The sequence below is a fragment of the Rhodococcus sp. 114MFTsu3.1 genome (assembly GCF_000383555.1).
In the GTDB taxonomy this organism is placed as follows: Bacteria; Actinomycetota; Actinomycetes; order Mycobacteriales; family Mycobacteriaceae; genus Rhodococcoides; species Rhodococcoides fascians_E.
Genome location: NZ_KB911545.1, coordinates 191,441 through 211,131, shown reverse-complemented (window position 1 = coordinate 211,131; position 19,691 = coordinate 191,441). Strand labels below are relative to the sequence as shown.

Annotated in this window: 23 protein-coding genes; 15 read left to right on the top strand and 8 right to left on the bottom strand. The window is 64.7% G+C overall.

Annotation, left to right across the window (positions count from 1 at the left end; translation table 11 throughout):
* Window positions 1–149 precede the first annotated feature (149 nt).
* From H292_RS0103975 to H292_RS0103960, 4 genes are read left to right on the top strand one after another with little or no spacing between them, the layout of a single operon-like run.
* On the top strand, window positions 150–836 hold the full coding sequence (locus H292_RS0103975) for a hypothetical protein (RefSeq protein ID WP_020110506.1): 687 nt from the start codon (window positions 150–152) through the stop codon (window positions 834–836).
* Window positions 836–2,131 carry a molybdopterin-dependent oxidoreductase gene (locus H292_RS0103970; protein ID WP_020110505.1) on the top strand — a complete coding sequence of 432 codons (1,296 nt, stop codon included), beginning with the start codon at window positions 836–838 and terminating at the stop codon, window positions 2,129–2,131. The genes H292_RS0103975 and H292_RS0103970 overlap by 1 nt, the downstream gene beginning before the upstream one ends.
* Window positions 2,128–2,607 carry a hypothetical protein gene (locus H292_RS0103965; RefSeq protein WP_020110504.1) on the top strand — a complete coding sequence of 160 codons (480 nt, stop codon included), beginning with the start codon at window positions 2,128–2,130 and terminating at the stop codon, window positions 2,605–2,607. Before H292_RS0103970 ends, H292_RS0103965 begins: the two co-directional genes overlap by 4 nt.
* On the top strand, window positions 2,604–3,278 hold the full coding sequence (locus H292_RS0103960) for a methyltransferase domain-containing protein (protein WP_019665604.1): 675 nt from the start codon (window positions 2,604–2,606) through the stop codon (window positions 3,276–3,278). Before H292_RS0103965 ends, H292_RS0103960 begins: the two co-directional genes overlap by 4 nt.
* Here the strand turns inward: H292_RS0103960 and H292_RS0103955 are convergent.
* On the bottom strand, window positions 3,254–4,624 hold the full coding sequence (locus tag H292_RS0103955; protein WP_020110503.1) for a hypothetical protein: 1,371 nt from the start codon (window positions 4,622–4,624) through the stop codon (window positions 3,254–3,256). The two genes, H292_RS0103960 and H292_RS0103955, sit on opposite strands and share 25 nt — an antisense overlap.
* Window positions 4,625–4,640: 16 nt before the next feature.
* Here H292_RS0103955 and H292_RS0103950 point away from each other — a divergent pair, with 16 nt between their 5' ends.
* Genes H292_RS0103950 through H292_RS28350 form a run of 8 tightly spaced genes read left to right on the top strand, consistent with a single transcriptional unit; the run spans window position 4,641 to window position 9,264 of the window.
* Window positions 4,641–5,432: an S-methyl-5'-thioadenosine phosphorylase gene (locus H292_RS0103950; protein WP_020110502.1), complete on the top strand. Its 792-nt coding sequence runs from the start codon at window positions 4,641–4,643 to the stop codon at window positions 5,430–5,432.
* A complete protein-coding gene (locus H292_RS0103945) occupies window positions 5,429–6,496 on the top strand; it encodes an NAD-dependent epimerase/dehydratase family protein (RefSeq protein WP_020110501.1) in 1,068 nt (355 codons plus the stop codon). The genes H292_RS0103950 and H292_RS0103945 overlap by 4 nt, the downstream gene beginning before the upstream one ends.
* Complete coding sequence (locus H292_RS0103940; RefSeq protein WP_020110500.1) at window positions 6,480–7,127, top strand: glycosyltransferase family 2 protein; 648 nt, start codon at window positions 6,480–6,482, stop codon at window positions 7,125–7,127. Before H292_RS0103945 ends, H292_RS0103940 begins: the two co-directional genes overlap by 17 nt.
* The gene (locus H292_RS0103935; protein WP_020110499.1) at window positions 7,124–7,786 is read left to right on the top strand and encodes a TIGR04282 family arsenosugar biosynthesis glycosyltransferase; all 663 of its coding nucleotides are present in this window, start codon (window positions 7,124–7,126) and stop codon (window positions 7,784–7,786) included. Before H292_RS0103940 ends, H292_RS0103935 begins: the two co-directional genes overlap by 4 nt.
* A 26-nt stretch (window positions 7,787–7,812) precedes the next feature.
* Window positions 7,813–8,268, top strand: coding sequence for a hypothetical protein (locus H292_RS0103930; protein WP_019665598.1), 456 nt, complete (start codon window positions 7,813–7,815; stop codon window positions 8,266–8,268).
* Window positions 8,269–8,302: 34 nt separating this feature from the next.
* Window positions 8,303–8,719 carry a helix-turn-helix domain-containing protein gene (locus tag H292_RS0103925; protein WP_019665597.1) on the top strand — a complete coding sequence of 139 codons (417 nt, stop codon included), beginning with the start codon at window positions 8,303–8,305 and terminating at the stop codon, window positions 8,717–8,719.
* A complete protein-coding gene (locus H292_RS0103920; protein WP_020110498.1) occupies window positions 8,716–9,057 on the top strand; it encodes a DUF4180 domain-containing protein in 342 nt (113 codons plus the stop codon). Before H292_RS0103925 ends, H292_RS0103920 begins: the two co-directional genes overlap by 4 nt.
* Window positions 9,058–9,102: 45 nt before the next feature.
* Window positions 9,103–9,264, top strand: coding sequence for a hypothetical protein (locus H292_RS28350; RefSeq protein ID WP_019665594.1), 162 nt, complete (start codon window positions 9,103–9,105; stop codon window positions 9,262–9,264).
* A 17-nt stretch (window positions 9,265–9,281) separates the two neighbouring features.
* On the opposite strand, the gene H292_RS0103910 is transcribed toward H292_RS28350, so the two are convergent.
* A complete protein-coding gene (locus tag H292_RS0103910) occupies window positions 9,282–9,716 on the bottom strand; it encodes a MarR family transcriptional regulator (protein WP_020110497.1) in 435 nt (144 codons plus the stop codon).
* 81 nt (window positions 9,717–9,797) lie between these two features.
* Here H292_RS0103910 and H292_RS0103905 point away from each other — a divergent pair, with 81 nt between their 5' ends.
* Together H292_RS0103905 and H292_RS0103900 are read left to right on the top strand one after the other, a co-directional pair.
* The gene (locus H292_RS0103905; RefSeq protein WP_020110496.1) at window positions 9,798–10,421 is read left to right on the top strand and encodes a class I SAM-dependent methyltransferase; all 624 of its coding nucleotides are present in this window, start codon (window positions 9,798–9,800) and stop codon (window positions 10,419–10,421) included.
* A 93-nt stretch (window positions 10,422–10,514) separates the two neighbouring features.
* Window positions 10,515–12,350 (top strand): acyl-CoA dehydrogenase, encoded by a 1,836-nt coding sequence (locus H292_RS0103900; RefSeq protein WP_020110495.1) that lies wholly within the window; start codon window positions 10,515–10,517, stop codon window positions 12,348–12,350.
* Window positions 12,351–12,482: 132 nt separating this feature from the next.
* Here the strand turns inward: H292_RS0103900 and H292_RS0103895 are convergent, their stop codons facing one another.
* The 5 genes from H292_RS0103895 to H292_RS0103875 all read right to left on the bottom strand — a co-directional run bounded on the left by H292_RS0103895 (window position 12,483) and on the right by H292_RS0103875 (window position 15,898).
* Entirely contained in the window at window positions 12,483–13,700 is a 1,218-nt protein-coding gene (locus tag H292_RS0103895; RefSeq protein WP_033188883.1) for a bifunctional 3,4-dihydroxy-2-butanone-4-phosphate synthase/GTP cyclohydrolase II, read from the bottom strand.
* A complete protein-coding gene (locus H292_RS0103890; RefSeq protein ID WP_020110493.1) occupies window positions 13,700–14,200 on the bottom strand; it encodes a flavin reductase family protein in 501 nt (166 codons plus the stop codon). The genes H292_RS0103895 and H292_RS0103890 overlap by 1 nt, the downstream gene beginning before the upstream one ends.
* Window positions 14,197–14,706 (bottom strand): NADPH-dependent FMN reductase, encoded by a 510-nt coding sequence (locus H292_RS0103885; RefSeq protein ID WP_020110492.1) that lies wholly within the window; start codon window positions 14,704–14,706, stop codon window positions 14,197–14,199. The genes H292_RS0103890 and H292_RS0103885 overlap by 4 nt, the downstream gene beginning before the upstream one ends.
* Window positions 14,707–14,897: 191 nt before the next feature.
* Window positions 14,898–15,389: a flavin reductase family protein gene (locus tag H292_RS0103880; protein ID WP_019665585.1), complete on the bottom strand. Its 492-nt coding sequence runs from the start codon at window positions 15,387–15,389 to the stop codon at window positions 14,898–14,900.
* Window positions 15,386–15,898, bottom strand: coding sequence for an NADPH-dependent FMN reductase (locus H292_RS0103875; protein ID WP_019665584.1), 513 nt, complete (start codon window positions 15,896–15,898; stop codon window positions 15,386–15,388). The genes H292_RS0103880 and H292_RS0103875 overlap by 4 nt, the downstream gene beginning before the upstream one ends.
* Window positions 15,899–16,059: 161 nt before the next feature.
* Here H292_RS0103875 and H292_RS0103870 point away from each other — a divergent pair, with 161 nt between their 5' ends.
* Window positions 16,060–16,827, top strand: coding sequence for an SGNH/GDSL hydrolase family protein (locus H292_RS0103870; protein WP_020110491.1), 768 nt, complete (start codon window positions 16,060–16,062; stop codon window positions 16,825–16,827).
* Here H292_RS0103870 and H292_RS0103865 read toward each other — a convergent pair whose 3' ends face one another.
* Complete coding sequence (locus tag H292_RS0103865) at window positions 16,828–19,587, bottom strand: VanW family protein (RefSeq protein ID WP_020110490.1); 2,760 nt, start codon at window positions 19,585–19,587, stop codon at window positions 16,828–16,830.
* Window positions 19,588–19,691: the final 104 nt, after the last annotated feature.

Below are 19,691 nucleotides of genomic sequence, written 5' to 3'. Positions count from 1 at the left end.
GACAGAGCAAAAGCGTGTGGGTTCGGTCGATTTTTTGCGCCCAAATCGCCTCTGTTTCACAAATGGTCGAAGACCTCACCCATCCGGTACCGACCCGGTGGCGAATTACAGACAACGCTCAAGACATGAGCACGAAAGGTAGACATACAATGACCTCCATCCGTAAAGTCATGGCCGCCACTGCAATTGGCGCACTCACTCTCGTACCTCTCGCCGCATGCTCGTCCGACGATTCCTCGTCCACCGCGGAAACCACGTCGTCGGCCGCCGCCGAGACCACCGAGTCGACACCAGAGCCTGTGGCAGAGGTCGACGACCTCTCGAACGGCGTCAGCACCGCAGTCCTCCTGGACCCAGGCTTCACCGGCGCCCTCACCACCCTCGGCCTCACCCCCGGTGTCATCGGAACCGCTACTCTCGCAGACGGTTCCATCAGCTTCCCGATCACCGGCGGAGACGTGAAGTACTGGGAGCCCGGCACGGTCGACCCCTACGTTCAGGGTGAAATCATGCACGACGGAAGCGGCCTGTCGCTCACCGCAGGCGACACCGTCGTCGAACTGACCGACTTCGACATCGACCCAGGCACCTCGCTGCTCACCGGCAACGTGTCCGTCAATGGTGAGGTCGCTGCAGAAGATGCAGTCATCTTCGACCTCGACGGCCGCACGCTGAACCCGTTGGCAACCGGTCCCGACAACACCGCGATCCTGCAGGGCACGCAGGTCAAGATCTCGGAGACGGCTGCCGGCCTGCTCAACGACACCTTCCAGACCGATGCTGTCACCCCCGGCCTGCTCGTGGGCGTTGCCACCATCACCATCGCCACTGCGTAATGACCGAACCCGAACGCGCGAGATCACCGCTCCAGGTGGCCTCGCGCGTTCGGCGTCGTCGCCCCACCCCTCCGACGTTCCGTAGCCCACTGCGGGGGCCGTGGCTGACGTCCGTCTTCGGCGCAGTACTGCTGCTCGGCCTGCCCATCGTCATAGTCACAGGACTGCTGTCCTACATGGCCTACGGCCCGCAGTTCGGTCAGGCGATCCCCGCCGACGTCGGCTTTCTTCGTCTCCCCCAGTTCGACTGGCCTACCGACCCGTCCTGGCTCTACCGACTCACGCAGGGACTGCACGTCGGCCTCGGGTTGGTGCTCGTACCCGTCGTCCTCGCCAAACTGTGGTCTGTCATCCCGAAACTGTTCACCGTACCTCCGGTTCGCTCGGTAGCCTCTGCCTTGGAACGACTTTCGCTGATCGCACTCGTCGGCGGCATCATCTTCGAGACGGCCACGGGCGTCCTCAACATCCAGTACGACTACATCTTCGGCTTCAGCTTCTACACTGCGCATTACTGGGGCGCATGGGTGTTCATCGCCGGATTCGTCAGCCACGCCGTCATCAAGATCCCGACGATGGTGACGGCGCTGCGCTCCCGATCCCTGATGCAGGTGCTCCAAGACAAACAGACACAACAGGAGACCGGCGAGTCCGAACTGATCGCCGAGGACCCCGACGAACCGACGATCAGCCGCCGCGGGGCACTTGCACTCGTCGGCGGAGGCGCACTGTTCATCGCCGTGCTCACGGTAGGTCAAACCACCGGCGGCGTCCTCCGCACTGCCGCAATTCTCCTACCGCGCGGCCGATCCTACGGTGATGGACCGAACGACTTCCAGATCAATCGCACGGCCGCCGCTGCAGGAATCGGCGCCGAGAACACCGGCTCCGACTGGCGCCTCGCCATCTCCGGCGGCAGCACGCCGCTGACGTTGAGCCGAGAGCAACTCCTGAACATGGAGCAACACACCGCCGAACTACCGATCGCCTGCGTGGAAGGGTGGTCGACAGTGCAGACCTGGACCGGGGTCCGCCTCCGCGACCTCGCCGCCGCTGCGGGCGCGGAGAACATCGCCTCGACTCTGGTCACCTCGGTCGAGACCAACGGGCCGTTCCGTCAGGCCACCTTGCAATCCAACCAGTCGCTTCACCCCGACTCGCTCCTGGCGCTGAAGGTGAACGGTGCCGACCTCTCCCTGGATCACGGTTATCCGGCACGCATCATCGTCCCCGCCATGCCGGGCGTGCACAACACCAAATGGGTGGCGAGCATCGAATTCAGGTCCGCATCATGAGACGTCTCTACGGCGCGGGTCCGCTGCACCTGCTGCTCATGGGTTTCGTGTTCGCCCTCATCGGTTATGTCGTCCACGTGGCCGGCATCGCAACCTTCTGGAACCGCGATGTGTGGTGGCAATCCATCGCGGTGTGGTTCGCGGGCGCCGTCGTGCTCCACGACTTCGTGCTGGTGCCCCTGTACTCGATCGTCGACCGGGCACTGCGCGCTTCTTCGCGTCTACTACGCCCGAGTGTCCCTGTGCTGAACCACATCCGGATACCCGCGCTCGGCGCAGCCCTCACCTTCGCGCTGTTCTTCCCCGGAATCATCGAGCAAGGCTCCGACACCTACCGAACCGCGACGGGCCTCACCCAGGAGCCGTACCTCGTCCGTTGGTTGTTGCTGACCGCCGCCCTGTTCGGCGCCAGCGCGGTCCTCTACACCGTTCGAATCGCAACATCGCATCGTGCACGAAACAGGAGAGAATCATGACACTCACCGCGGACGAGATGTTCGGCCGCGCCGCATCGGGTCTTCCCTGTTGGATGGGGTACTCCGACGGTTCACGTGCGGCGCTGCCGACCGCACGATGGATGGGCGGCGCCGCGGCGAGCCAGGAAGACCTCGCCGCCGATCACGAGATGCTGCGGCACTGCGTCGGACCGACGCTCGATCTCGGCTGCGGCCCAGGCCGCCTCACCGAAAGCCTCGTACGTCGCGGCGTCTCGTCCCTCGGGGTCGACACATCACGGAAAGCCGTCGACCTCACCGTGGGACGTGGTGGGCGCGCCGTTCTACGTGACCTGTTCGATGCACTCCCCGACGCGGGCCGATGGGCGTCCGTACTCCTCGCCGACGGAAACATCGGCATCGGCGGAGACCCGGTGCGCCTGCTGCGCCGCGCCGCCGAACTGATCCGACCCGACGGCACGGTCATCGCCGAGGTCGACGCGCCCGGATCGAATCACGTGATCGAGCAATCCGTTCGATGGGAAACCGACACGACATTCGGCGAGTGGTTCGCATGGGCCCGAGTCAGCGTCGACGCGACGGCCGACCTCGCACACGCCGCGGGCCTCACCGTCGTCGACGTCGCACCCGTTCACGGCCGGTACTTCGCGCGCATGAGCCTGGCGGATCACCAATTCGTGAACAGCAGATGATTGATCGCGAGTGCGGCGACCACCTGCAGTGCCAACCAGAACTTGTGCGAACGCTGCGGCAGAACAGCAGGAGCAAGCAACATCCACATCGCGAACGGAAGCCAGATACGTTCGGTCTCGGCCTTGCTCAGCTGACTCAGGTCAGCCATCACCACCGCCGCGAGGCCGGCGAGGACCAGCAGATTGATCGGCTGCAGCCGCGTGAAGATCCTGGGCAGCGCAGCCGGAACAGCCAGGCCCAGTGCACAGAACAACGCAGCGAAGTTCGCCCAACCCCAGTACGCGAACGGACGATCCGTCGCGATGCCCTGGTAGTAACGCTCCTGGACCAACTCGTAACCGTCGAACCACCAGAATCCGTAGGCCGTGAACACCGCCGTGACGACGAGCGCACCCGCCACAGCTCCGACGAGCGGCCACGCCGTGCGCGCCGCGATCAGAACAGCCACCGCGGGCAAGCCCATCAAGACCAAACCGTAATTGAGGTAGATCCCGAAGCCGAGCAGCACACCAGCAGCCACGGACGCGGGCCAGAGAAGTCTCGAGTTCTTCCGTGTCGATACGGCCAGCAACGCGATACCCCAGGCAACGACGCCCATGTAGAAGGCGTCCGCGGACACCGCGACCCAGATCGCAGCGGGCGCGAGCACCACGAAGGGCGCTGCCCGACGGGCCATGTTCTCGTCGCCCAGGGCACGGACGGTCACCAGAACCGCTGCGGCAGCGCTGGTTCCGACGAGGACACACAGCGACGCCGCCCACGCTCCACCGCTCAGCCCGAGCCGATCGAGCCACACGAACGTCAGCAGAGCGCCCGGCGGGTGACCGGACACATGGGTGGTCCAGGAATCGACCTGGTAGTCCAGAATGCGATCGGAGAAGCCTCTCAGCGTCTCCGGGATGTCGGTGATGCCGGGTACCTCGTGCAGATACTCGTCGGTGGACGCGAGCCGATCGACGAATCCTCTACGCCATCCGTCGATCATCGCCAGCGACATCGTCCACGCCGCCGACGATCCCCACACCACGAACAGCAGCCGACGCCACGGCAGACGTCGCGCCAACTCCGGTCCCCACAGAACACCGGCGATCGCAACGACAATCGCGAACGGGGTGCCCCACCCGTAATGAGGCTCGCGGAAGCCGAAAAGCGGTGCAGCGTCCGCAAAATCACGAACCTGCTGCGGTGTCCGGTTGATGATCGGGGTGATCAGTTCGTTTCCCAGGTACGGTACGACGAATGCCACCGCGACCAGCACGGCGGCGAGTCCGCCTGCCAGAGCTTCTCTCCAGTATCGGATAACGTCCACCCATTTCTCGTGCGATACAGCGTCGCCCTGAAGCATAGAAGAGAATGACACCATGAGTTCACGACAACGAGCGGACATCGCCGTCATCGGCGGCAGCGGCTTCTACTCGTTCTTCGGGCCCGACGCCGAAAGTATCGAGATGGACACCCCGTACGGAGCGCCGAGCGGCCCCATCACCGTCGGCGACGTCGACGGCCGACCGGTCGCGTTTCTGCCTCGTCACGGAGCGAACCACGAGTACTCACCCCACACACTGCCGTACCGCGCGAACATGTGGGCACTGCGAATGCTCGGCGTCGGTCGAGTCTTCGCGCCGTGCGCCGTCGGCAGCCTCGTTCCCGAGTACGGGCCGGGAACCGTGGTGGTGCCGGACCAGCTGGTGGACCGAACCAGTGGGCGCGTGCAGACCTACTTCGACCGCGGCGGAGTACACGTGGAGTTCGCCGATCCCTACTGCGGCGACCTACGCGCCGCAGCACTGCAGGACGGGGTGGTCGACGGCGGCACCATGGTGGTCGTCGAAGGGCCTCGCTTCTCCACTCGCGCCGAAAGCCAGTGGTTCGCTCGACAGGGATGGACCCTGGTCAACATGACCGGCCATCCCGAAGCCGTGCTCGCCCGAGAATTGGAGCTCTGCTACACCCCGATCGCCCTCGTCACGGACCTCGACGCAGGAATCGAAACCGGGCAGGGCGTCAGAGCCGTCGATGTCTTCGCGGAATTCCAGAAGAACATCGAACCGTTGAAAGCACTGGTGCGCAGCGCTGTCAACGCCGCGCTGATGGGTCCGTGCGAGTCCTGCCGGGTCCATGACGGCGTGACTCTGCCGATCGAGCTGCCATGACCCGCGTCCTTCTCACCGGCGCAGCCGGTTTCATCGGCGGACACATCCGATCGGCGCTCGAACCGAATCATGACGTCGTCGCCATCGACGCGATGCTCGCGTCGGCTCACGGCCACAGCCTAGATTCCAGCAGCGTCGATTCCAGCAGCGACATCACCCGAGTCGACGTGCGCGATCACGCTGCGTTGGTCGAGCTTCTGGCGAGCGTCGACGTCGTGTGCCACCAAGCTGCCGTTGTCGGCGCAGGCGTGGACTCCGCCGATGCGCCTGCCTACGCCAGCCACAACGATTTCGGGACCGCCGTTCTGCTCGCAGCGATGGCAGAAACCGACTGCACCAGACTGGTGTTGGCATCGTCGATGGTCGTGTACGGCGAAGGAAAATACCGCAACGCCGCCGGCGACCTCGTGGTGCCGGGCCCCCGTACGAGGTTGGCGGACGGCATCTTCGAGAACACCGACCCCGCCACCGGCGAGGTCCTGGACTGGGCACTCGTGGAGGAAGACTCGGAGCTGCGGCCACGCAGCACCTATGCAGCGAGCAAGGTAGCCCAGGAGAACTACGCCCTCGCCTGGTCGCTCGCCACCGGCGGTTCGGTGACCGCACTGCGGTACCACAACGTGTACGGGCCTCACATGCCGAGAAACACCCCGTACTCCGGAGTCGCCGCAATGTTCAGGTCCTCGCTCGAAGCCGGCAAGGCTCCCCAGGTCTACGAGGACGGGCACCAGGCGCGAGACTTCGTACACGTCAGCGACATCGCCGCCGCGAACACCACAGCCATCGACGCCGCATTACCAGGATTCACTGCCCTGAACGTCTCGTCCGGGCACCCGATCACCATCGGGGAAGTAGCCTCCACGCTGTCCGACGCCTGCCGCGGCCCGGCCCCACAGATCACCGGCCAGTATCGACCGGGCGATGTGCGACACATCGTCGCCAGTCCTGAAAAAGCCGAAAGAACACTCGGATTCGTCGCCGCAGTGTCCCCGGAACAGGGCCTCCGCGAGTTCGCGACAGCACCACTGCGCGACGCGGAAGGCACCGGTGCACCTCGTGTCTGACGTGACGGTCGTCCTGCCGTGCATGAACGAAGCAGGATCACTTCCCGGCGTGCTGGCACGAATTCCCACCGGGTACGTCGCGCTCGTCGTCGACAACAACTCCACCGACGGCACCGCGGACGTCGCGAAAGCACACGGCGCCACCGTGGTACACGAATCCGTTCCCGGATACGGATCGGCAGTGCACGCAGGGGTGCTCGCAGCAACAACCGACATCGTCTGCGTGATGGACGGAGACGGGTCGATGGATCCGCAGGATCTCCCTGCCCTGGTGAGCGCGCTGGACACCGCCGACCTGGTCGTCGGCCGTAGACAGTCCGGCCACTCCCCATTGCACGCACGGCTCGGGAATGCCGTTCTCTCCCTCCGACTGCGAACCAAGTACTCGCTACCGGTCCACGACCTCGGCGCGGTGCGGGCGATACACCGACGAACACTGCTGGGCCTGAACGTGACCGACCGACGATCGGGATACCCCCTGCAACTTCTGGTGCTCGCATCCAAGGCCGGGCTGACCGTCCGCGAACTGGACGTCACCTACAATCCGCGAACCGCCGGCAAATCGAAGGTATCCGGCTCGATCAAGGGGACGATCGTTGCCACACTGGACTTCTGGAAGGTGTTGTCATGAAGGTCACCGCCCTGGTCGTCGCTAAATCCCCCGTTCCCGGATTGGCCAAGACAAGGCTCGCCGCAACCCTCGGCACCGACGCCGCCGCCGACCTCGCCGCCGCCGCACTGCTCGACACCCTCGACGCCGTGTCCGCCGCCGACTTCGATCACCGCGTCGTCGCCATCACCGGCGACCTCGACAAAGCAAGCCGCCGAGAAGAATTGGAAGCGGCACTGGCGTCGTGCACCGTGGTGAGGCAGCGCGGCGACGGGTTCGCCGAGCGCCTGATCCATGCACACGAGGACGCGTCGGGTACCCCTGTCTTCCAGATCGGAATGGACACCCCACAGATCACCGCGGAACTGCTCGACGCGTCGGCGATGCACCTGACGGAACCGGAGCAGTCGGTGCTCGGTCTCGCCGAGGACGGTGGATGGTGGGCACTGGGACTGCCGAATGCCGCTCTTGCCCAGGCGTTACGAGACGTTCCCATGTCCACGCCCACCACCGGAGCCTCGACGCGCACCGCACTGGAGAACTTGGGCGCTCGCGTGCGGACCCTGGCCGTCCTGCGCGACGTCGATCACGAGAGCGACCTGCAGTACGTGGCCGCGGAGTGCGCGTCGGGCAGTCGTTTTCGGGCCGCGGCCGAGCGGTACGTACCGCGTCTGCAATGATCGATGGATGCTCTCGGAGAACACCAGTGTCTGACAAGAAACCTGCTCGGATCCGGTTTCCCCGTCGGCTGAGACAGGTCGATCCCGCGCGCCGCGGAATCGTCCTCGCGTGGCTGGCCTTCACCGTCACGTTCGGCGGGGCCAGGTTGGTCACGTGGCTGATCCAGATCGACACCCGCGGCGTCGGCGATCTCAGTGCCGGCGGGGTTCACCTGCACCACTATCTGTGGGGAATTCTCCTGCTGGCGGCGGTCGCGATCTTCGGGTTGGTCGACCGCAGCCCGAGAACTCGCTCGTGGATGGGCATCGCACTCGGCATTGCGTTGGGACTGATCGTCGACGAAGCAGCTCTTCTCATCACACTCGAGGACGTGTACTGGCAGAACGAAGGTTGGTCGTCGATTGCCATTGCGGTGACTCTGATCGGCGTCGTCGGAAGTGCTCTGGTGCTCACGCGTAGCGGGGCGACCACCGAAGACTGACCTGAAATTCCCTCATAGGGTATTTTGGGGAATTGTGGCGAACGACTTCTATACCGCCGAGCAAGTCGCCGAACTACTCGGCCTTCACGTCCGGACGGTGCGCAACTACATCCAGGACGGACGTCTGCCCGCCGTCAGAATCGGCAAGCAATACCGCATCACCCCCGCCGGCCTGGCGGCACTCACCAGTGGCGACTCCCCTGCGTCGGAGATCGGCGTCGACGTGACGAGCATCGTCGACGCCACCGCCATCGACGAGCACACTGCCTCGCGTCTCGCACTGTTTCTCTCCACCGCCGCCACCGGCCGTGGTCCGAGCGCTCGGCGGCTTCGGATCGACACCGCATACGACACATCGACGTCGACGCTGAAGATCGTCGTCTTCGGCGGTGCAGGCGACGTCGCCGAGGTTCTGCGCTTGATCGACACCTTCGTCGAGGGAAGCCGATGAACGTTCTCCACGTCTCCGCCGACGGACACCCGATCGGTACGGAACAGGACGCACTGGACATCGTCGGCGAGGCATTCGGCATCGAGGCGCGCGTCGCCGTGGTCCCGGTGCAGCGGCTGATGCCGGAATTCTTCGATCTCAGCACCCGCCTCGCCGGTGAATTCGTACAGAAACTAGTGAACTACCGGATTCTCCTCGTCATCGAAGGCGATATCCAGCCATATACCGAGGTCAGCGAGCCGCTACGCGCATTCGTGGCCGAATCCAATCGGGGCCGACACATATGGTTCGTTCCCAATCGGTTATCGCTCCAGGACCGGATTGCAACAATCCGATAGCCGCTTTCGCAGTCATTTCTCAGGACCAAGTGCTACAAACAATGTGTGACCGGGGTACTCATAGGCGTGGCGATCTGGATGGCGATGGCTCTCGTCGTCGCCGTCGTGCTGGGTCGGGTCTCGCAGCGCGCGGACAGCGAAGAACTCGGATCGACCCTGAGCTGGGACACCGACGAGATCGACGAGGCCGTACAGCACGACCGGTAGACGCCGCTTCCGAGCGCCTACTCGTTCTTCTCCACGATTTCCGTCAGGATCTGTGCCGCCTCTGCGAGCGTGGCGCGCTCGTCGTCGCTGAGCTCACCCAGTCTCTCGGCAAGTACCCGCTCACGCTCGGCGACGTCAGTGTCCGCCACAGCCCGTCCCGAGTCCGTCAGGGACAGAACCACCTGTCTCCGATCGGTCGCGTGCGGCACACGCTCGAGTAAACCCATCTCCACCAGGGCGTGCGACGATCTCGACACCGACGGCGGTTTGATCCGCTCACGCACGGCCAGCTCGCCCGTGGTCATCGGACCTTCCCGAAAGAGGGTCGTCAGGATCGACAGCTGAGCGACGGGAATTCGGTCGCTGGCGTGCCGCAGACGAAGCCGACGATTCAGGCGCATCGCCGACACCGACAGGTCCCTGGCCAGGTGCGTGTCCGATTCCGAGCTCATCCCGACAGGTTAGCGTGCCGAACGAACGGGGCGCGCACGGCCGACCCTCCGAGCGCGCAGATCCTGCGGCATCATCGGGGGATGGATGCCGAAGACTGGGACCGCAAGTACGAACGCCGTGACGCCGTCCCCGGCGAACCGCCCAACCAGACACTCGTCGAGATCGCGACGTCGCTTCCCCGTGGACGCGCCCTGGACCTGGCGTGCGGCGCCGGACGCAACTCCATCTGGCTGGCCACGCGGGGGTGGGAGGTGACCGGCGTCGACTTCTCGTCGGTGGCACTCACCCGAGCACACCGCGTCGCGTCGGCGTCGCCTGCATCCGTCCGAAACAGGCTCACCTGGGTCCACGCGGATGTGACGACCGTCCTACCGGAACCGGGATACGACCTGGTTCTCGCGCTCTATCTACATCTACCCCACGAGCAACGCCGCAAAGCAATCTCGACGGCACTCGATGCGCTGAAACCTGATGGAATCCTCATGATTCTCGGTCACCATTCGAACAACATCACCGATGGAGTGGGCGGACCCCAGGAAGTCGAACTACTCTATACGCCAGAGGAATTGGCAATCGACGTCGGCGATCGAGCCGTCGTGAACCTCTGTGAAACAAGGTTCAGAACGACAGACAGCGGTACCGCAATCGATTCGTTACTACTCGCCAGTAGGTCCCGCCTTGGCAGCGCGAATGAACGGGGGTAATATGCCTCTATGTTACCGACGAGTAGCTATACCGAGTAGCTAGACGCTTGGGCGGTACTCACGAGACCGCACCACTGACTGGAGAGCGACGCAATGGGCCATTACAAGAGCAACCTTCGGGATCTCGAGTTCAACCTCTTCGAGCTGTTCGGGCTCGACGAGTCCCTCGCAGGTGACAACTTCGGAGACCTCGACGGCGAAGCCGCACGCGACATGCTGCGCGAGGTAGTACGCCTGTCCGAGGGTCCCCTCGCCGAATCCTTCGCCGACGCGGACCGCAACCCGCCGGTGTTCGACCCGGAAACCCACACCCTGAAGCTTCCGGACTCGTTCAAGAAGTCCTTCAAGGCCCTCTACGACGGTGAATGGTGGCGTGTCGGCCTCGACGACGAGGTCGGCGGCATCGCCGCTCCCCGCAACCTCGGCTGGGCACTCAACGAAATGCTGCTCGGCTCCCAGCCGGCCGCGTTCATGTACTCCGCCGGACCCTCCTTCGCCAACGTCCTGTTCCACAACGGAACCGACGAGCAGAAGGAATGGGCCAAGGTCATCGTCGAACGCCAGTGGGGCGCCACCATGGTCCTCACCGAGCCCGACGCCGGATCCGACGTCGGCGCCGGACGCACCAAGGCCATCAAGCAGGAAGACGGCTCCTGGCACATCGAGGGGGTCAAGCGCTTCATCACCTCGGCAGTGTCCGACGACCTGTTCGAGAACATCTTCCACCTCGTTCTCGCCCGCCCCGAAGGCGCAGGACCCGGCACCAAGGGCCTCAGCCTGTTCTTCGTCCCGAACACCCACTTCGACTTCGAGAAGGGTGAACTCGGCGAGCGCAACGGCGTCTTCGTCACCGGCGTCGAACACAAGATGGGACTCAAGGCGTCGGCGACGTGCGAGCTCACCTTCGGCGGACACGGAATCCCCGCGCAGGGCTGGCTCGTCGGCGAGGTACACAAGGGCATCGCGCAGATGTTCGACGTCATCGAACACGCACGAATGATGGTCGGCACCAAGGCAATCGCCACCCTCTCCACCGGCTACCTCAACGCTCTCGACTACGCGAAGCAGCGCGTCCAGGGCGCCGACCTGACGCAGATGACCGACAAGGCAGCACCGCGCGTCACCATCACGCATCACCCCGACGTCCGTCGCAGCCTCATCACGCAGAAGGCATACGCCGAAGGCCTGCGTGCTGTGTACCTGTACACCGCCGCTCACCAGAACCCGATCACGGCCAAGCAGGTCTCCGACGCCGACGAGGACATCGCCTACCGCGTCAACGACCTGCTGCTCCCGATCGTCAAGGGCGTCGGCTCCGAGATCGCCTACCGTCAGCTGGCCGAGAGCCTGCAGACCCTCGGCGGCTCCGGCTTCCTGCAGGACTACCCGATCGAGCAGTACATCCGCGACTCGAAGATCGACTCGCTGTACGAAGGCACCACTGCCATCCAGGCGCAGGACTTCTTCTTCCGCAAGATCGCTCGCGACCGCGGCGTTGCACTCGCTCACGTTGCCGGACAGATCAAGTCGTTCATCGACAGCGAAGCAGGCAACGGCCGGCTCAAGGCAGAGCGCGCGCTTCTCGCCACCGCACTCGAGGACGTGCAGGCCATCGTCACAACGATGACCCAGCAGCTCATGGGTGCACAGGAACAGCCCACCGAGCTCTACAAGGTCGGCCTCGCATCGGTGCGCTTCCTCATGGCATTCGGCGATCTGCTCATCGGATGGCTCCTGCTCCGTCAGTCCGAGATCGCCATCACGGCACTCGACAACGGCGCCGAAGGTAAGGAAAAGGCGTTCTACGAAGGCAAGATCGGCGTCGCGTCGTTCTTCGCCAAGAATATCCTGCCCGAGCTCACCGCAACGCGGAACATCCTCGCCAACATCGACCTCGACGTCATGGAACTCGACGAAGCAGCATTCTGATCCCTGCTGTCACCACGGCCGCACCCTCGCCCGAGGGTGCGGCCGCTGTCGTCGGTGCAGACGCTCACCTGTGGGCCGGACGCTCACCCAGGTGCTGGCACTCGGCCGTGCGTCCGGCACGTAGGTGAGCGTTCACATGCTCTGCTCTAAGTGCCCCGGGAGCAGATGGCCCATTCGGTCACGTTTGGTTTCGAGGTAACGCACGTTCGCGGGTGCGGCTCCGACGAGCAGTGGAATGACGGCGGTCACGGCGATACCGTTCTCCCGCAACCCATCCACCTTCAGCGGGTTGTTGGTGAGCAACCGGACGTCGGCCACCTCGAGGTCGTCGAGAATGGCTGCGGCACCGCCGTATTCTCGACCGTCGGCCAGTTCGTCGAGTTCGAGGTTGGCCTGCATCGTGTCGAAGCCCTGATCCTGCAGTCGGTAGGCAGCGAGCTTCTTGAGCAGACCGATGCCGCGACCCTCGTGTCCGCGGAGGTAGACCACAACGCCACCTTCGCGGGAGACTCGCGCCAATGCAGCGTCGAGCTGTGGTCCGCATTCACATCGTTGGGACGAAAAAGATTCGCCGGTCAGGCATTCGGAGTGAACACGGACTATCGGTGACCCGGCGAGCTCACCCTTGACCAGTGCGATGTGTTCGGCCCCGGTCTCCTTGTCCGCATATCCGATTGCTCGGAATTCACCGTGCGCGGTCGTCAAGACCGTCTCTGCCACTCGTTCGACGCGTCGCGGAGCGGGAACTGCCGTCACTCCGTGTGCCAGCCGGTAGTTGATCAGCTGTTCGATGGTCAGTACCGGAAGCTGCATCCGACGCCCCAGAAGCTCGATGTCCGGGAAGGTCATCATCGTCCCGTCGTCGGCGACGAGCTCGGCGATGACGCCGACCGCGGGCACTCCCGCCAAGCTGCACAGATCGACGGCGGCCTCGGTGTGTCCCGGACGTTCGAGCACTCCACCGGGGCGCGCACGCAGTGGGATGACATGCCCGGGCCTGATCAAATCGGTTGCGCTGGAGGACGGATCGGCCAGCACCTGTAGAGTGCGGGCGCGATCGGCTGCGGAAATACCCGTCGTCACGCCCTCGGCAGCGTCCACCGTCACGGTGTAGGCCGTTTTCTTCGGATCCTGGTTGTCCGCCACCATCGGCGGCAGCTCCAATGCGTCGGCGCGTGCTCCGGACATCGGCGCGCACAGCAATCCCGAGGTGTTGCGGATGGTCCACGCCGTCCATTCGGGCGTCACCCGATCCGCAGCGAGGATGACATCGCCTTCGTTCTCACGCCGTGCGTCGTCGGTCACCAGTACGGGTTTGCCTGCACGGAGTGCGTCGAGCGCTTCCTTCATCACTGCTCGACCTCCACGGCCAGGCGACGGAACTTGCTGCCGTGAAACACGATCGGCGCAACGTCCTTGATCTCGAGTTCGTTGATCCGCATCAACACGATCGCGTGATCACCTGCGGGGACCTCCTCGGTGACGGTTGCGTCCAACCACATGCTCGCACCGCCGATGAATACGGCACCGTCCTCGGTGGTGGTCACGTCCAGACCTTCGAATCGGTTGCCGGTCTTCGCGGCCAGCGTCCGAGCAGCGACATCGTGTGCCTCACCGAGGACGCTGATACCGATGCGATCCGCGGCCGCGAACTTGGGCCAGGTCGTGGACGTGTTCTGAACGCAGAAAGCAACCAGAGGCGGGTCGATCGAGACCGACACGAAGCTACTGGCCGCCATACCCACTGGAACACCGTCGATTTCGGCACACAGCGCTACGACGCCACTGGGAAATTGGCCGAAAGCCGAACGGAGAACGGCCGAGTCGAGGGAAGTGGTAGCGAGAGTCATGAGATGTCCGTTCGTGTCGTGACCGCATCGGTCAACACGCGGCCCCAGCGTGCGACGTAATCGGCAATTGCGGTGTCCGTTGTGTACGTGGTGTCGATCAGATAGAGACCGGGAGCGGGAGTGACAGCGCCCAGTTCGACGAGTGTGTGCTTGAGAAACAGATCAGGCGCCATGGCGTGCGCTGGGCCTGCGCCGAGCATCACCGGCACGACGACTACGTTCTCCAGCCCTGTCCCGGTTGCGAACTGATCGAGAAAAAGTTTCAGCACACCGGTGTAGGTCGCCTTGAAGGTCGGGCTCGCCACCACCACGAGGTCCGAGCCGCGGACCGACTCGACTGCGGACGCCACGCCGACGTCGCCCCACCCGAGTAGGCCTGGACCGAGGGTGATGACGTCGATGATCTCGTCGACCTCACGGCCGGCCACGGCCTCGGCTACGAGGCGCGCAGCGTCCAACGTCCGAGAGCCGGGTTTCGGGTTGCCTGCAACCACTGTCAGTTTCACTTCGGGCCTCCAGCCACATCGATTCCTGATGTGACTGCTACTCAACACCGAGGTCGTGTCGAATATGCAACCCGAATGTGGCGGACGTATTGCGCCGCGACGGTACCTCCACGCCGTGCAACCGACCAGGGCATGAGCCCGCAGCCAGCCGCACAACGCCGCAGCGGCAACGCCGCACAACGCCGCAGCGGCTACGCCTGAAGCTTGCGGAACTTGCTGCCGTGGAAAATGATGGGGTCGATGTCGCTCTGGACCTTCAATGAATGGATGCGCAACAGAACGATCAGGTGATCTCCAGCCGGAACCTGCTGGTCGATCGTCGTGTCGAGCCACGCTGTCGCGCCCTCGATGAACACGGCGCCCTGCTCGGTGGTCGTCAGGTCGAGCCCGGCGAAGCGGTCACCCGTCTTGGCTGCAAGCGTCCGCGCAGCATCGTTGTGAGCCTCGCCCAGAACACTGACTCCGATGTTGGGGACGCCTTCGAGCTTGGGCCATGTGGTCGACGTGTTCTGAATGCAGACTGCCACCAGCGGCGGCTCGATCGACACCGCGACGAAACTGCTCGCGGCGAGCCCGACCGGAACCCCGTCGATCTCCGCCGCGACGGCGACGACCCCACTGGGGAACTGCGCGTACGCCTGGCGCAACGTCGCCTGGTCGAGGTCGGTGTGTGTGAGCGTCATGCCGAAGCTCCCTTTCGTGCGTCTGCGGCGGCCGTGATGACGGGTCCCCATCGCCGCGCATAGTCCACGATACGAGTGTCCTCGGTGAAAGTGGTATCGATGAGGTACAGACCGGGAGCCGGCGTGATGGCGCCGAGCTCCACGAGCACCGGCTTGAGCAGCAGATCCGGAGCCAACGCGTGAGCAGGTCCCGCTCCGAGCATCAGTGGGACGGCCACCACATCACGCAAACCCTCGTCGGTGGCGAACTGGTCGAGGAACAACTTCAGCACACCGGTGTACGTGGCTTTGAACGTCGGGCTCGCGAACACGACGATGTCGGACGTCGCCACCCGGTCGACAGCCGCCTTCACCGCGTCGTCACCCCAGCCGAGCAGCCCGGATCCGAGCGTGATGACGTCCACCTGACCGTCGGCCTGCCCTCCGGTGATCTCCGACGCCAACAGATGCGCTGCCGCCAGAGTCCTGGATTCGGGTTTGGGATTGCCTGCCACCACGGTGACCGTCATGAGCCTTCTTTCGATCCGAGAACACATTCCCCATCAGCCAACACCTCACCGCGGACGGGTGTCCAGGTTCTGAATCACGCAGATCGAAACCCCGGGAATGATCGCCGACGTTCCTGCGTCGTACTCTGAGGTAGTTAGCAGAACTCACAAAGGACGGTCCAGTGCCGACAATCGACACCTACATCGCTCTCGGCGACTCCTTCACCGAAGGCGTCGGTGACCCCGACCCGTCGAGCCCCAACGGAGTCAAGGGCTGGGCGGACCGAGTGGCCGACCAACTCGGCGCCCACAACCCGAACTTTCGATACGCCAACCTCGCAGTGCGAGGAAAACTCCTCGATCAGGTCATCCAAGACCAGGTCGGCACCGCGATCGACGTCGCCCCCGACCTGATCACCATCTACGCGGGCGGAAACGACATGATGCGGCCGAAGGTCGACATCGACGGAATCGTCGAGCGCTACGACGCCGCCCTCGCGGATCTGACATCGACCGGCGCACGCGTAGTGGCATTCACGGCCTACGACGCTGGATGGTCACCGATCTTCCGGACCTTCCGCGGTCGCACCGCGATCTACAACGAACTGCTCCGCGAAGTCGCCGACGACCGAGGCGTCGAACTGATCGACTACTGGCGTTTCGACGGCTACGACGACCCGCGCATGTGGGACTGGGATCGACTCCACATGTCCACCCGCGGACACACGAGAATGGCTGCGGAAGTGCTGGACTTCATCGGCGTCGAACACTCCATCTCGCTGCCGGCCCTCGATCCGCTGCCTCCTGTCGAGAAGGCACACCAACGACGCGAGAACGCCGAATGGGTCAAATCGTTCGCGGCGCCGTGGGTGTCCCGACGCCTCCGCGGTGCGTCGTCGGGAGACGACATCAGTCCGAAGCACACTGCCCCGCAACCGATCACGGTCTGACTATTCGCCGTCCTCCGCGGGCGGCGCGGCCGGAGGAGCTGCTCCGGCCGGTCGGTCGGCCGGCTCGTCCTCGGGCTCCGGTTCGGGCTCGGGCGATTCGCACCGGACGATCGGGATCGGGTCGTACTTGACCGTCCTCGTGTCACGGGAGATTTCGTTGCCGGTGGCGATGTCCGTGATCACCCGAGTATCGCTGGCGGTGAAACCGGGCCCACCACCGGACGGCACACACGCATTGCCGGCCGGCAAAGTGATGGTGTTCGGGCTCGTCGGATTGGACCGGGGCCCGGTGATGGATTGGACATCCACCGTCTTGGTGCCCCAGAGACGCACTGTCACATCCGAACTCGACCCGAACGACTCGATCACCACACCCGTCTTGCCGGTGTTGGTGAACTTCAGATCGATCGCACCCTCGAACACGGTCGCCTCGCGGGCCTCCGGGTATCGACTGATGTAGTAGCTGTGTTCGGTGTGCCCGGCATCTTCCATGCCGCCGAAGTACGCCGCGTTGTACAGCGTCGTCGCGAACTGACTGATTCCGCCTCCGACAGCCCTGTCCGGTCGCCCGTTGTCGATGATGCCCGATTCCACGAAACCCTGAGCCGTGCCACGAGGGCCCGTGTACTCGTTGAGCGAGAAGGTTTCACCCGGCTTCACCAACGCGCCGTTGACGATGTCGGCGGTCAGCCGAATGTTGACACCGGACGCGTATTCGAAACCGCCCGTGGTGTATTCCGCCACCACCTCCTGGATCCCGAGCGCCTGCGCACCCTCCGTCGTCAAGGCGGGTTGAGCCTGCTCGTAGATCGCGTCGCTGGAACGGGAATCAGAGGAGCCGAGCAGAGCAGGCAACTGCTCCAACGTCTTCGGCCACTGAACCAGTTCACCGACGACGGCGGGAACGACTGTCGGGGCACCGCCACCGAGCGCGAACGTCGCATCCTTCGGCGGGGTTTCCGTCGACGCCAACTGCGGGGCGAGAAGCGCCGTCGCGGCGGGGGTGTCGTACCTGGTTGCGAGAACACCGTCGCCGTCCGGCTCGAAGCTCAGCACCGCGGCCACGTTCTCCGGAGACAGCACCGCGCGCGCACCGTCGCGGCCGGTGAACACCACCGGCGCCGACACCGCAGGCGTAGCGACCTCGGCCAGAACACGATCGACCTCGTCCTGATGAACGGTCACGTCGACGGTCTCCACCGGTACCTCGACCGCACCGAACGCCCAGTTCGCCTCGATCTCGTCCCGCGCAGCCTGCACGTCCATCGTCTGCCCCGGCGCCGGGGTGACACCGACCGGAGTAGTGCCCTCGAACACCACATCGCCCTCCGACGGCGCTCGATCCGTCTGTGCCCGAATCGATTCCACACTGGCATCGAGCAGCGCGGCATCGACGGTCGACTCGACGCCGATCTCACGATCGGTGAAGAACGACATCACACGTGTGAACGGACTGACCGGCTGCGAACCGGCACGGTCGAGCGTCGTCGCCCAATCCACTCCGAGACCGGCCTCCGACGGCACCACCTGCAACTGCTGATCACCGGCGTCGACCACGACCGCCTCGTTCACACGGGGGCCGAGCTCGGACACGAGCTTCGCCTCGGCGTCCTCGTGGCTCAGACCGCCGACCTCGATACCGGCGACGGTGACGCCCCGGGGAACCGAACCACTCGTCGAGAGCATGTCCGCCGCGTAGAACACTCCCAGAATCGCCACCGCGGCGCCTGCGAGAACGGCAATCTTCATGCGAGAGAACTTCTCTTCTTCCTTGCCAGCGGGCTGTCCCTCCGTGTCGCCGTCAGCGGGCTCGGCAGGTACGAACTGCGCTGTGGGGGCAGGCTGCGCGGTGGGGGCAGCCTGATGTTCGGACGACGCTGCGACGACGGGAATCGCGACGGTGGCGCTGTCCTCACCCGCGGGCTCCGGGGCCATCGGCCCCCGATCACCGGGCGGTGTCACTGCGGAATACGCCTGCGTCGGAGCCGACTCGACTGGACCGGGCCCGACCGAGCTGACGTGCCCTGCTGCCGGAAGCCCGGAAGGGGGTGTGGGTTGGTCCTGCGTGTCGGGCTCGGGAGCAATCGCTTCGTCGGCATCAGGCTCTTCGGAGGTGAGCGGAGTCGGCGATCCCTCACCGGGGAGGCCCGCGACTGGTCCGTCCTCGAGTCGATCACTCTCAGCGACATCGTTCTCAGCGGCATCGTTCTCAGCGACATCGTTCTCAGCGGCATCGTTCTCAGCGGCAACGTCGTGAGATGCAACGGCCCCAGCGTCCGTGACCGAAGAATTCTCTGCCGCAATGTCGGCGCCGTGTTCGTCCTCGGCTGTTATCTCATCTGCTGGCAGCTCGTCGGCTGAGACCTCATGGGCTGAGATCTCGTCGGACCGGTCTTCCGCCACCGGTCCCTGCTCGGCCGACTCCTGCTCGACGCGCTCCTGTAGAGGTGGTTGAGGGCCAGGAGGGACAGCTGATTCGGACGACTGAGCCGGGGACTGCCCTGGAGGGGGCTCGTCGGGATCGATGGCACGCATCACCTCGGTGATGGCCTCGTACGGCAGAACGTGCCCGGGCTCGGTGTCGACCGTTTCGACGTCGTCCCGTGGGTCGCCGTGCGCGCCGGCATCACCCGCATCGCCACGAAGCGCCTCGTCACGGGCTTCCTCGTCGGACCGGGAGCCGCGCTCGTGCTTGCCCTTGCCGTCTCCACCGACGCTCACGTTCTCGACCCTCCCGAAACCCCGGACGAACACCGACACTGTCGCGCACGAGCTTACGCATCGACACGTGAGGGGATCGACTCGAGCATCGGGAAACCCCGGCCGCCGCAGGCCCACGAAAGAGGCTCCACACCGCTGCCGGG